The sequence below is a fragment of the Cupriavidus sp. CuC1 genome (assembly GCF_044627735.1).
In the GTDB taxonomy this organism is placed as follows: Bacteria; Pseudomonadota; Gammaproteobacteria; order Burkholderiales; family Burkholderiaceae; genus Cupriavidus; species Cupriavidus ulmosensis.
The window spans coordinates 26112-38552 of record NZ_JBIUHC010000033.1 but is presented as its reverse complement, the minus strand read 5'-3'; the positions used below and the strand labels follow the sequence as shown (position 1 = coordinate 38552).

Annotated in this window: 13 protein-coding genes; 2 read left to right on the top strand and 11 right to left on the bottom strand. The window is 65.9% G+C overall.

Annotated elements, in window-relative coordinates; genetic code table 11:
* Window positions 1-27: 27 nt before the first annotated feature.
* Genes ACGLHR_RS16415 through ACGLHR_RS16405 form a run of 3 tightly spaced genes read right to left on the bottom strand, consistent with a single transcriptional unit; the run spans window position 28 to window position 2441 of the window.
* A complete protein-coding gene (locus tag ACGLHR_RS16415) occupies window positions 28-918 on the bottom strand; it encodes a DUF72 domain-containing protein (RefSeq protein ID WP_400095212.1) in 891 nt (296 codons plus the stop codon).
* A gap of 52 nt (window positions 919-970) precedes the next feature.
* Window positions 971-2125: a WD40/YVTN/BNR-like repeat-containing protein gene (locus ACGLHR_RS16410; RefSeq protein ID WP_400095210.1), complete on the bottom strand. Its 1155-nt coding sequence runs from the start codon at window positions 2123-2125 to the stop codon at window positions 971-973.
* A gap of 46 nt (window positions 2126-2171) precedes the next feature.
* The gene (locus ACGLHR_RS16405; RefSeq protein ID WP_400095208.1) at window positions 2172-2441 is read right to left on the bottom strand and encodes a MoaD/ThiS family protein; all 270 of its coding nucleotides are present in this window, start codon (window positions 2439-2441) and stop codon (window positions 2172-2174) included.
* A 231-nt stretch (window positions 2442-2672) separates the two neighbouring features.
* Between ACGLHR_RS16405 and ACGLHR_RS16400 the strand changes: the two genes are divergently transcribed.
* Window positions 2673-3224 carry a glutathione peroxidase gene (locus ACGLHR_RS16400; RefSeq protein WP_400095206.1) on the top strand — a complete coding sequence of 184 codons (552 nt, stop codon included), beginning with the start codon at window positions 2673-2675 and terminating at the stop codon, window positions 3222-3224.
* A gap of 177 nt (window positions 3225-3401) precedes the next feature.
* Here the strand turns inward: ACGLHR_RS16400 and ACGLHR_RS16395 are convergent, their stop codons facing one another.
* The 5 genes from ACGLHR_RS16395 to ACGLHR_RS16375 form a co-directional block, all read right to left on the bottom strand.
* A complete protein-coding gene (locus tag ACGLHR_RS16395) occupies window positions 3402-3680 on the bottom strand; it encodes a hypothetical protein (protein ID WP_400095204.1) in 279 nt (92 codons plus the stop codon).
* Entirely contained in the window at window positions 3673-4629 is a 957-nt protein-coding gene (locus ACGLHR_RS16390) for an MFS transporter (protein WP_400095202.1), read from the bottom strand. The genes ACGLHR_RS16395 and ACGLHR_RS16390 overlap by 8 nt, the downstream gene beginning before the upstream one ends.
* Before the next feature lie 422 nt (window positions 4630-5051).
* Window positions 5052-6371, bottom strand: coding sequence for an MFS transporter (locus ACGLHR_RS16385; protein ID WP_400095201.1), 1320 nt, complete (start codon window positions 6369-6371; stop codon window positions 5052-5054).
* Window positions 6372-6474: 103 nt separating this feature from the next.
* Window positions 6475-7407 (bottom strand): 3-keto-5-aminohexanoate cleavage protein, encoded by a 933-nt coding sequence (locus tag ACGLHR_RS16380; protein WP_400095199.1) that lies wholly within the window; start codon window positions 7405-7407, stop codon window positions 6475-6477.
* 37 nt (window positions 7408-7444) lie between these two features.
* Entirely contained in the window at window positions 7445-8227 is a 783-nt protein-coding gene (locus ACGLHR_RS16375) for an SDR family oxidoreductase (RefSeq protein ID WP_400095197.1), read from the bottom strand.
* Between the two features lie 114 nt (window positions 8228-8341).
* Here ACGLHR_RS16375 and ACGLHR_RS16370 point away from each other — a divergent pair, with 114 nt between their 5' ends.
* Window positions 8342-9124 carry a GntR family transcriptional regulator gene (locus ACGLHR_RS16370; protein WP_400095196.1) on the top strand — a complete coding sequence of 261 codons (783 nt, stop codon included), beginning with the start codon at window positions 8342-8344 and terminating at the stop codon, window positions 9122-9124.
* 103 nt (window positions 9125-9227) lie between these two features.
* Here the strand turns inward: ACGLHR_RS16370 and ACGLHR_RS16365 are convergent, their stop codons facing one another.
* The 3 genes from ACGLHR_RS16365 to ACGLHR_RS16355 are packed head-to-tail and all read right to left on the bottom strand — an operon-like array spanning window position 9228 to window position 12421.
* Window positions 9228-10796 carry a UxaA family hydrolase gene (locus ACGLHR_RS16365; protein ID WP_400095194.1) on the bottom strand — a complete coding sequence of 523 codons (1569 nt, stop codon included), beginning with the start codon at window positions 10794-10796 and terminating at the stop codon, window positions 9228-9230.
* Between the two features lie 49 nt (window positions 10797-10845).
* Window positions 10846-11643 carry a transporter substrate-binding domain-containing protein gene (locus ACGLHR_RS16360; RefSeq protein WP_400095192.1) on the bottom strand — a complete coding sequence of 266 codons (798 nt, stop codon included), beginning with the start codon at window positions 11641-11643 and terminating at the stop codon, window positions 10846-10848.
* Window positions 11644-11692: 49 nt separating this feature from the next.
* On the bottom strand, window positions 11693-12421 hold the full coding sequence (locus ACGLHR_RS16355) for an amino acid ABC transporter ATP-binding protein (RefSeq protein WP_400095190.1): 729 nt from the start codon (window positions 12419-12421) through the stop codon (window positions 11693-11695).
* Window positions 12422-12441: the final 20 nt, after the last annotated feature.

Sequence of the window (12441 nt, the reverse complement as noted above, 5' to 3'; positions counted from 1 at the left end):
AAGGCCCGCACGGATCGGGCGCGCGCCTCAGCCCGGCGCCCACCCCAGTCGTTCCAGCAGCGCCTGCGCCGCCGCCGGCGCGCGCTCCTTGGCGCCATTGATAAAGAATACGAACACCTCGCGCTTACGCTTGGCCGCGGCCTTGTCATCCACCTGCGGCAGGTCCTCGGGCATGCCGCCCGCCGCCCACGTCTTCACCCGCTCGCCCCACGCATCGAGCGCCGTCGGTGCATAGCCGGTCTTCAGCGTCTGCGCGCTGCGCATCAGCCGCGCATAGACAAAATCCGCGGTGAGATCCGCGAAGGACGGAAATTTGTCCGAGTCCGTGAAGACGGTGGCGGCCTTGTACTTGCGCGCGAGCTTGAGATAGTCCGGCGTCATGAAGCTCTCGTTGCGCACCTCGAGCACATGGCGCAGCGTGCGGCCTTCGACCGATGCCGGCAGCAGCGCCAGGAAGGCCTCGAAATCTTCCGGGTCGAACTGCTTGGTGGGCGCGAACTGCCAGACGATGGGCCCGAGCTTGTCGCCCAGCTCGGCGATGCCGCTGTCGACAAAGCGCTCGATGGACTCGCCGGATTCGGCCAGCACGCGGCGGTTGGTGGCAAAGCGTGACGCCTTGAGCGAGAACACGAAGCCATCCGGCGTCGCGTCGCGCCATTTGGCGAACGAGGTACGCTTCTGGGTGCCGTGGTAGGTGCTGTTGATCTCGATGGCGGTGAGCTGGCGGCTGGCGTATTCCAGCTCCCGGCTCTGCGTCAGGCTGGCGGGATAGAAGTTGTCGCGCCAGGGGGCGAAATTCCATCCGCCTATGCCGACGCGGGCGATGGTGGTCTTGGTGGCAGTGGGGGCCTTGGTAGCAGTGGGGGCCTTGGTGGCCTTGGTGGCATTGGTTGTCTTCTTAGCGCTTGCTTCAGCCATGCGTTCGCGTCCTGTTCAGGTAATCGATGGGCCCTGAGCGCGCACCGGCATCTCAAGCAAAGCGCACGCAGTAAATCGGTGGCAGATGCGCCGAGAACAGCTTCCAGCGCTCCCCGCCATTCTCCGATATCCACAAGCCGCCGGTGGTGGAGCCCATGGCGAGCCGCTCGCCGGTATGGTCCACCGCCAGCCCGTGCCGGTAGATCAGGTCATAGGACGGCGCCGCGGGCAACCCCTCGGAGAATGCCTCAAAACTCACCCCGCCGTCGCGCGTGCGGGTGACCACCAGCTTGCCGTCCACCGGCACCCGGCATTCATCCTTCACCGCCGGCACGAACCACGCGGTATTGGGCCGGCGCGGATGCGCCGCCACCGCAAAGCCAAAGCTCGACGGCTTGGCATGCAGGCGCTGCCAGTGCATGCCGGCATCGCCGGAACGAAAGATCCCGCCGTGGTGCTGCACCCACATCGCATGCGGATGGCCGGCACATTGCGCCAGCCGGTGCGGATCCTGGATACTGCCATCTTCGCGCCGCTCCGGCGGCATGTAGTCGGCCACCATGCCGCTCGACGTGCAGGCCCAGTTCCTGCCGCCGTCCCGCGTCTGCCACACACCGCCGCACGACACGGCCACGGTGACGTGGCGGCTATCGTGCGGATCCACGCAGATGGAGTGGATGCCGGGCACGTCGTAGCCGCCGCCAAACCACTCGCTGCGCTCGGGGCGGTCCCACAGCGGCCGGTTCAGCGCCCAGCTGGCGCCGCCGTCGCCGGAGCGGAACAAGCCGCCCGGCAAGGTGCCGGCCCACAGCACGCCAGGCTCATCCGTCCCGCCGGTTTCCATCGACCAGATCTGCTGCAAGGACCATGGCACCGGTGGCACGGAGGCCACGGGATCGCCTGTCTGCGCAGGGATGGGTACGCCTGGCACGGCCTGTTCCTGTGCCGGATCCGGCTGCGGCTGGGGTGGATATACCGGTACCGCGCAAGCCTCCCACTCCACGTTGCGCGCCCTGCGCCGCCATAGCTTGACGCCAAAATGGCCAAGATTAAGTGCCGCATACAAGGCACCGTCACGCGGATCGGCCAGCACCATGCTGACGGGCTCGCCCAGGAAATGCACGGATTCCTGGTTCCACGCGCCCGCGCTATCGCGCTGCAACATCAACAAGCCCTTGCGCGTGCCAATGAGAAGCTGATTGTTCATGCAGGACTCCTCGCTTCAGCCCCGTGCCTTCAACGGCCTGCCGTCGTCAACCACCGGACAACGCCTGCACCACAAAGATCTGGCTGCTGGCACCCACGCGATCGCTCATGCGCCGGCGGTCGAGAATAGCCGAGCCATCGACAAACACCGCGAGGTGCCGGCGCAGTTGGCCCTGGTCATCCAGGATATAACCGCGCAACTCCGGTTGCGCCTGAAACGCCACCTCCAGCGCGGCGCAGACGGTAGCCGCGGGCACTTCCCGCTCCGGGCTCGGGATATGGCGCTGGATTGCAGAGGCAAAGACAAGGCGCGGCATGGCGGGACGGCCGGCGGGGGGACCGGCGGAGTTGGCGAGTGTCTTGCAGTTTAGGAAATACCACGGGGAAATGGGTGTGCGGTTGCACTCAGTGGCGCAGGGGGCGGACAGAACACATTCACGCTGCAATGCAGCATGCCTGGGAGACCTGGACGCCCGCCGGCAAGAATCACCCAAGGCCGGCATACTGTCGGCTCCATGCAATCCGTAGCGCTCCCGTAAGGACGAAAGATGGCAAGCACCTTGTACGACATCCCCCTGAAACGCATCGACGGCGCCGACAGCCGGCTCGCGGATTTCCGCGGGCGCGTGCTGCTGGTTGTGAACGTGGCATCGAAGTGCGGCCTGACGCCCCAGTACGAAGGGCTCGAATCGTTGTACCAGGCCAAGCGCGCCGAGGGCCTCGAGGTGCTGGGATTCCCGGCCAACAATTTCAAGGGGCAGGAGCCGGGCGACGAGGCGCAGATCCAGGAGTTCTGCAAGCTGACGTACGACGTGCACTTCCCGATGTTCTCGAAGGTCTCGGTGCTTGGGGCGGACCAGCATCCGCTGTACGCGGCATTGACCGAAGCCCAGCCTGCCGCCATCGGCGACGGCCCTTTCCGTGAGCGGTTGAAGGGCTACGGCGTGAACCCGGAAAACGCCACCGATGTGCTGTGGAACTTCGAGAAGTTCCTGGTCGACCGGGAAGGCAAGGTAGTGGCGCGCTTCGCGCCGGACGTGGCCGCGAACGATCCGCGCCTGCTCGAGGCGATCGATGCGGAGTTGAGCAAGGGCTGCTGATTGACTGGGTTTTGGCGTGACAAAAAGCGGGCGATCCTGATGTGCAGGAGCGACCGCTTTTTTATTGGCTGCTCCGCCTGGAGCACGATGCAGGAAATATTGCGGGTAGTAGGCGTACGCTTGTGTGTTTTGACCAGGACGGATGCGCTACGGCGTGGAGAACCCGGCCATTTTCCTTCAGGACAATATCTGCGCCAGCGTCTCGCGAAAGAGCAGGCTGTGGGCGCGGGCCAGTTCGTTGACGATATTGAAGTGGCTCAAGCCTGGCGCCGGCACCAGCCGGACCGGCAGCTCGCGCGCCGCGCACGCGGCGTGGCAATGCAACGTCTGGTGGACGAAGGCCTGCGTCTCCAGTTCGCCCACCGCCAACAGCAGCTGCGGGCCAGTTTGCGGCAGCAATAAAGCAGGGTTCAGCGCGGCAGCCTGCGTCTCGTCCAGCCGCAGCCAGTCATTCACATCCGTTGCGCACAAAGGCCGAATATCGTAGAGACCGCTCAGCCCCACCATGCCCTTGATGACGTCGCGCGGCAACGCCAACGCATGCTGCCAGCCGTCCGCCAGCAGCATGGCGGCCAGGTGCGCCGGCCGAACTCCCGCAAACGTGCAGGCGGCGCGCGTCGCCCGCTTCCTTCAGCAGCAAGGGCATCCAGTTCACGATCATGTAGAACACCAGCATGCTCATGAAGCAGCAAAACCACAGCAACAGCGTGCCGAGCCGGTAAGGGCGGGTCACGATCGCCATCACGGCGGAGCGCCCGCCCGCAGCCTTCTCGCCAATCACAAAACGCTGCACGTGCCCCAGCGGCTCGCGCCGGATACGCGCCAGCACCGCGCACACGCGCTCGCTGGACTGCCCCTTGAGCACCATGTAGCGCACCGATTCCGGCATCAGCCACGCCAGCAGCACACACAGCAGCAGCGGCGCCACGCCGCCCGCCAGCAGCACCGAGCGCCAGCCAAACTCCGGAATCAGAAAGCCCGCGCAGAACCCGCCCGCACCCGCGCCTAGCGGAAAGCCGCACAGCATCGCGCTCACCGCCATGGTGCGGCGCTGGCTGGGGCAATATTCGGCGAGCAAGGTAATCGCGTTCGACATCGCCGCGTCCAGGCCCAGCCCGGTGGCGAAACGCAGCGCCGTCAGCGAGCCGATGGAAAACGCCCACGCCGTCGCCAGGCTGCCCGCGCCAAAGAACAGCGCCGACACCACCACTGCCGGCTTGCGCCCGATCCGGTCGGCCAGCGGCCCCGCCAGCAATGCGCCAAAAGCCAGCCCGAACAGCGCCGCGCTCATGGCCGGCCCGAGCTGCGCCTTCTGCAGCCTCCATTCTTCGAGCAGCGCCGGCGCCACATAAGCAATCGCCGCCATGTCGTAGCCATCGAGAAGAATCACCAGGAAGCACAGCAACAGCAGCAGCTAGTGGAAGGGGGTAAAACCGGCTTCGTCGATATAGCGTTCGACATCCAGCGTCGATGCGTCGGACATGGCATGCGCTCCTCGCGGCGAGGCAGGCTCGGCGTATCCATACGGTTGCGTCGCACGAATGCACCTGCCGGCTAGCCCCGTCTCCTGTTTTATTTCTGGACGCCGGCGGGGTGCCAGGTCAGTGTTTGCTGGAGCCCAGCGTAGGGAGGCTGGACATGCCGGAATAATGAAAGATCGGGCGGCGGATGTGCGGGAAGGCTATGGCTGGGCGGCGATATTGGGACGACTCGCTGATCGTCACCAAGGCGGGCGCAGCGCTGACATGCGCCATCAGCCGCTGTTGTGGCAAGCGGGCAGCGATGCTGCGCCGAGGCATGGCCCGTGGCAGCATCGCTTGCCACCGGTCAGGCGGATTTCCCTTCCTGCCCTTGGCGCAGCCGAGTACTTGCGAGCGCGGCAAGGACCAGCATCCCCGCAATGATCAGCAGGCCATTCTTCGTACTGCCCGTGGTCTGCTCGATCACGCCCATCACCGACGGGCCGATAAATCCGCCGACCAGCCCACAGGTGTTGACCAGCGCGAGCCCGCCCGCCAGCGCCACGCCAGCAAGACGCGACGACGGAAAAAGGAAGATGACCGACTGCACCACGAAGAACATCGATGCCGTCAGGCTGAAGCCCACCATGGCGACCACCGGGCCGGCATAGGCCGCGAGCAGCAGGCCGGCCGACATCACGGCAAGCCCCGCAATCAGCATGCGGCGGCAACGCTGCGGGTTGCTGGCGAAGCGCGGGAGCGCCGCGGCGCCGATGGCCGCCGCGATCCATGGCAGGGAGTTGAGCAGGCCGATTTGCAGCGGCGACAGCTTGCCATAGGTGCCGATGATGCCCGGCAGGAAGAAGATGACTGTGTAAATGCTGATCTGGTGGCAGAAGTACACAAAGATCGCGAGCCAGATCTGGCGATCGGCCAGGCAGCCCCGGAACGAGTGGCCGACGTGTCCGGCAGCCGCTTCCTCGGCTTGCTCCGCCGCCAGCCGGCGCTCCACCTCGCGGGCTTCCTCTGGCGACAGCCAGGATGCGCTGGCGGGGCCGTCCGGCAACTTCTTCCACACGACGAAGGCAAACGCCACCGCCGGCAGGCCTTCCAGCACGAACATCCATTGCCAGCCCCGCCATCCCAGCACGCCGTCCATCTGCAGCAGCGCGCCGCCGAGCGGCCCGCTAAGGATGTTGGCAATACACACGCCCAGCAGGAAGTATCCCGTCGCGCGCGCCCGCTCCTTGCGGCCGAACCAGTAGGTCAGGTAAAGCATCACACCGGGGAACAGTCCCGCTTCCGCCGCGCCCAGCAACAGGCGCATGACATAGAACGAGGTCTCGCCGCTGACAAAGGCCATGCCCGCGGACAGCAAGCCCCAGGTGATCATGATGCGCGTGATCCAGAAGCGCGCCCCCACCTTGTGCATGATCAGGTTGCTGGGGACCTCCAGCAGCGCGTAGCTGAGAAAGAACAGGCCCGCACCCAGTCCATAGGCCGCCGCGGAGATGCCCAGGTCGACCGCGATATGGCTCTTTGCCAGCGCGATATTGGTGCGATCGAGAAAGCTGATCACGTAGGCCATCACCAGGAGCGGCATCAGCTTCCTGAACAACAGCGCATTCAACGAGCGCTGATCGGCTAGCGGCGCTTCTCGCGCGGTTTGCACATAAGTGGTGGACATGGCCTGGATCTCCTGTCGGCGGTATCTGTTTTATGTTCCGGAGGCATCAAGGCCTCCGGCGTGCGCATGTTGTCTTGCGTGCCTGCGCTCGCAGCGCGGGCCTTTAAAAGGCCACGTTCGCCGCGCCCTTCAGACCGAGGATCTCGCGAGCCTCGTCGGGCGTCGCGACATCGATGTTCAACGCCTCAAGCACGCTGCGGATACGCAGCACTTGCTCGGCGCTCGATGCCGCCAGCCGGCCCGGGCCGATCCACAGCGAATCCTCCAGGCCGACGCGCACGTTGGCGCCCATCGCCGCGCCGATGGTGGCCAGCGGGATCTGGTTGCGGCCGGCGCCGAGGATCGACCAGCGGTACTGGTCGCCGAACAGCCGGTTCGCGGTCCGATGCATATGCATCAGGTCTTCCGGATCGCCACCGATGCCGCCCAGGATGCCGAAGACCGACTGCACGAACACCGGCGCCTTGACCAGGCCTCGGTCCAGGAAATGCTTCAGGTTGTTCAGGTGGCTGATGTCGTAGCACTCGAACTCGAAGCGCGTGCCGTTGGCGTTGCCGATCTTCAAGATGTTCTCGATATCGCTGAAGGTATTCTTGAAGATCAGGTTGCGGCTGTTCTCCAGATGCTCGCGCTCCCACTCGTGCGCGAACTCCTTGAAGCGATCCAGCATCGGGAACAGGCCGAAGTTCATCGAGCCCATGTTCAGCGAGGCCAGTTCCGGCTTGAACGTCGTGGCGGGGAGCATGCGCTCCTCCACGGTCATGTGCGGACTGCCGCCGGTGGTGATGTTGATCACGGCATTCGTGGCCGCCTTGATCTTCGACAGGAACGGCCGGAACAGCGCCGGGTCCTGCGACGGCCGGCCGTCCTTCGGATCGCGCGCGTGCAGGTGCAGGATGGCCGCGCCGGCCTTGGCCGCATCGATGGCGGCGGTGGCGATTTCGTCGGCGGTCACCGGCAGGTGCGGCGACATGCTGGGGGTGTGGATCGCGCCGGTGGGGGCGCAGGTGATGATGGCTTTGGATCGGGCGGCCATGGCGGGCTCCGTGTGAAATCGGTTGGTGGAGGTGAGGTCAGCTAAGCGCTTGCGTCAGGCCATCGACCGCCAGCTCCTGGCCGGTGACGTTGGCGGCCAGGTCGCTGGACGCGAACAGCACCATGTTGGCGATGTCGCGCGCCGTCACCATGCGCCCGAGCGCGGCTTGCGACGTGTAGGCCCGCGTGACGTCTTCCAGGGGCTTGCCCAGCGCCTCGGCTTTTGCCGCGATGACCGCGCGGATGCGCGGGCCATCGACCGCGCCGGGCAGGATGGCATTCACGCGGATGCCGTCGGCGCCGAGTTCCAGTGCCAGCGATTTGGTGAATCCGATGACCGCCCATTTGGACGCCGAGTAGACCGAACGCCCGGGCATGCCGAGGTGGCCGGCAGCCGATGACAGGTTGACGATGGCGGGGCTCTTTCCCTGGCGCAGGCGCGGCACGGCCAGGCGGGCGCACAGGAACTGACCGGTGATATTGACCGCGAGGGTGCGCTCCCAATCGGCCAGGGCCAGGGTCTCGACGCCACCAGTGGGGCCCGCCACGCCGGCGTTGTTCACGAGGATGTCGAGGCCGCCGAGCGTGCGATCGACGGTCTCGAACATGGCGGCCACGTCGGCCTCGCTTGACACATCAGCCCGGCATCCATGCACCGCCGGCAGCTCGGCCGCGAGGCGCTCCAGGCTGGCGCCCTGGACATCGCACACAAGCACGTTGGCGCCCGCCTGCGCAAAGGCGCGGGTGATTTCCAGGCCAATGCCGTCGGCGCCAGCGGTCACCAGGACTCGCTTGCCCGCGAGAGAGTTGTCATTCCACATATTGGTCAGCTCCATGCATGAGGCGATTTGCCTCCATGGCCGCCATGTTATATCTGTGATCACAGATCTCAAATAGGGAATACCCTATGTGCTATGAAGTGCTATGATTTCCGCATGTCCCTACCCGAACTTGTGACCCCTTTGAAGCGCCAGACGTTGAGTGGAGACGTCTATGCGCAATTGCGCGAATTGTTGATCAGCGGCCACATGATGCCCGGCGAACAAATCTCGCTGCGCAGCACTGCCGCTGCGCTGGGTGTGAGCGTGATGCCGGTGCGCGAAGCGGTGCATCGCCTGGTGGCGGAGCAGGCACTGGAACTGACGCCGAACCGCGCGTTGCGCGTGCCGATCATGAGCGTGAGCCAGTTCCGGGAGATCACAAGTATCCGGGTCAATCTGGAAGGACTGGCGACAGAGCAGGCGGCCGAGCACCTGAGCGACGCCGCGATCGTGCAGGTCACCGCCCTCCATGACCGCTTCGCGGAAGAGATGGCACGGTCCAGGCCGGACAGCTCAAAGCTGATCTCCGTCAACAAGGAACTGCATTTCGCCGTCTACAAGAGCGCCGGCATGCCGATCCTGCTGCAGATGATTGAAGCGCTGTGGCTGCGTATCGGCCCGATCCTGAATCACGATCTGCGCTCCGGCTCCCGCCGCGTGGGCGAGCAGGTAGCGGTCAATCATCACGCGCGGCTGGTTGCGGCGCTCAAGCGCAGGGATGGCGTTGCGGCACGGGCCGCGCTGCAGGGAGATATCGAAAGCGCGGCGGAGTACATCGTCTCAGCCGGCGTGCTGCTGGCGGCCGATGCGTTTGATGAGCCGGTGCCCGACGCGGGCAAGCCGGCCTCGAAGACCGCGCGGCGCGCGGCCGCAAACGGCGGGCGTAGAACGGTCTGAGCAGGCCAGGCACATGGCGACCGAGCCGGTCCGCCACGCCGGCAACCGGGATCGCACGGCGCGCCGGCTGTTGCCCGGGGCACGCCCGGGCAACCATCCACGTTCAGGTAATCGCCCCCAGCTGCCAGGGCACGAACTCATTCTGCCCGTAGCCATGGAGCTCGCTGCGCGAGCGTTTGCCGGAGGCCGTGTCCAGCATCAGCTGGAACAACGCCGCACCCAGTTCGGCGATGGTGGCGCTGCCGTCCAGTACCGTGCCGCAGTTCAGGTCCATGTCGTCCGACTGGCGCTGCCATAGCGCCGTGTTGGTGGCGAGCTTGACCGAGGGCGAGGGCGCGCAGCCGTAGGCCGAGCCGCGCCCGGTGGTGAAGCAGATCAGGTTGGCGCCGCCCGCCACCTGGCCGGTGGCGGAGATCGGGTCGTAGCCCGGCGTATCCATGAAGACCAGGCCGCGCACGCGCACCGGCTGCGCGTACTCGTACACTTCGGCGAGATTGGTGGAGCCGCCTTTGGCGATGCCGCCCAGCGATTTTTCCAGCACCGTGGTCAGGCCGCCCGCCTTGTTGCCGGCGGAGGGGTTGTTGTCCATGCTGGCGCCGTGGCGCTCGCAATAGGCCTCCCACCAGCGGATGCGCGCCACCAGCTTCTGGCCGATTTCCGGTGTTTGCGCGCGGCGCGTCAGCAAGTGCTCGGCGCCGTAGATCTCCGGCGTCTCGGAGAGGATCGCGGTGCCGCCATTGCGCACCAGCAAATCCACCGCCGCGCCCAGCACCGGGTTGGCCGAAATGCCCGAGTAGCCATCCGAGCCACCGCATTGCAGGCCCACCACCAGATGGTGCGCCGGCACCGGCTGGCGCTCCACCGCGTTGGCCTTCGGCAGCATCGCCTTGACCAGCTCGATGCCGTGGGCAATGGTCTTGGTGGTACCGCCGGTGTCCTGGATGGTGAAGGTCTGCAGCCGGTCGCTGTGCGTGAGCCCCTGTGTCGCCAGCAGCGCGGAGATCTGGTTGGTCTCACAGCCCAGGCCGATCACCAGCACGCTGGCAAAGTTGGGATGGCAGGCATAGCCGCCCAGCGTGCGTTGCAGCACCGCCAGCCCCTCGCCCTGCGGATCGACCGCGCAGCCCACGCCGTGCGTGAGCGCCACCACGCCATCCACATTGGGATAGGCGGCCAGCGCCTCCGGATGGATGTCCCGGCGAAAATAATCCGCGATGGCACGCGCCACCGTGGCCGAGCAGTTCACCGAGGTCAGGATGCCGATGTAGTTGCGCGTGGCCACGCCGCCGTCGGCGCGTTTGATGCCATCGAACGTGGCCGGCTGCGCCACCGGTTGCACCGCGCGGGCCTCTGCGCTGAACGCATAGTCCCGCGTGAAATCGCCCATGGCCAGGTTGTGCGTATGCACGTGCTGGCCGGCGCGGATGTCCTGGCTGGCAAAGCCGATGATCTGGCCGTAGCGCCGCACCGCTTCGCCACTGGCGATCGCGCGGGTGGCGATCTTGTGGCCGGGCGGGACCAGGCCGATCACGGTCACGCCTTCGTCGGCGACCGGCGTGCCGGCCACCATCTGGTCGCGGGCAATGACCACGTCGTCATCGGGATGCAGCCGGATGGTGCGCGGCGTGCGGGGAAGCTGCGCGGGGGCGGCGACAATGCTGTCTGTGCTCATGGGGTGGTTTCTCGCGGTTGAATGGTCGCCCTGCCGGTTCGTGCGGGCTTTACTTGATCATTTCGTCCGGCAGCGCGATGCCGAAGTACTGCTTGTAGATGCTGTTGATCTTGCCGTTCTTCAGGTTGGCCTTGACCCAGTTGTCGAGCCACGCCTTCAGCGCGGTGTCGCCCTTGCGCAGGCCGATCGCATAGGGATAGGCCTTCATCACGAACTTGGTTTCCAGGTCGCGCGTGGGATTGCTCTTCTTCACCGCGGGAATCACGCTGATGGCGGCGGCGAGATAGTCCTGCTGGCCGGTGGAGACGGCGGTGTTGGTCGTGGCGTCGTCCTCGTAGCGCACGATGTTCACGCCCGGCACTTCCTTGGCGCCGCGGCTCAGTTCCTGGTCGCTGGTGGTGCCGCGCGTGACCGCGATGGTCTTGCCGGACAAATCGGCAAAGCTTTTGAGGCTGGCCTTCGCGGGCCCGCCCACCACCACCGGGATCACGCCATAGGGATCGGAGAAGTCGATCACGTTCTTGCGCTCGTCGGTGACCGAGAACGAGGCCAGCACCACGTCCGCTTTCTTGGTCAGCAGGAAGGGCACGCGGTTCGGTCCGGTCACCGGCACGATCTCCAGTTCCACGCCGAGGTCCTTGGCCAGCAGCCGGGCGGTCTCCACATCGGAGCCGCTTTGTTTTGCCTGGCTGTCGAGCATGCCGTAGGGCGGCGCACCGATATCCACGGCGACCAGGATCTTCTTGCGTTGCTTGATGGTGTCGAGCGTGTCGGACCAGGCGCTGGCAGATGCGCCAACGAGCAGCAGGGCGGCGAGCGAGCCGAGCAGGCGGCGGTTGAGGTGCATGGGGTGTCTCCGTGTGTGTGTAGGTTGAGTCGTGCCGGCTAGCGGGAAATCAAAGGCCGTTGCCGACGAACTGCTTGAGCTCCGGCGTCGAAGGTTCATCCAGCAGCTTGCCGCTGCCGCCTTCCCAGACGATGCCCTGGTGCATGAACATGATCTGGTCCGCCACCGAGCGCGCGAACGCCATCTCGTGCGTGACCAGCACCATGGTCATGCCGTCTTCGGCCAGCCGCTCGATCACCTTGAGCACCTCGCCGGTCAGCTCGGGATCCAGCGCCGAGGTGACTTCATCGAACAGCATCAGGCGCGGCCGCATCGCCAGCGAGCGCGCAATCGCCACGCGCTGCTGCTGGCCGCCGGACAATTGCTCCGGGTAATAGCCGGCGCGCTCCTCCATGCCAACCTGCTTGAGCACGTGCATGGCCAGCTCGCGCGCTTCCTTCCTGCCAACGCCCTTGACCTTGCGCGGCGCCAGCATGACGTTTTCTTCCACGGTGAGGTGCGGGAACAGGTTGTAGCTCTGGAACACGATGCCCACTTCCTTGCGCAGCTCGCCCAGCGGCACGTTGTCTTCGTGCATGGCGCGGCCGCACACGTGCAACGCGCCGCCGTTCACGCGCTCCAGGCCGTTGATGCAGCGCAGGGCCGTGCTCTTGCCCGAGCCGCTGCGGCCGATCAGCGCCACCACCTCGCCGGCGCGCACCGAGAAACTCACGCCCTTGAGGATCTCCACCTGCCCGAAGGATTTGCTCACCTTGTCGAAGCGGACGATGTCTTCCATGCTTGTCTCCATGATGTCTT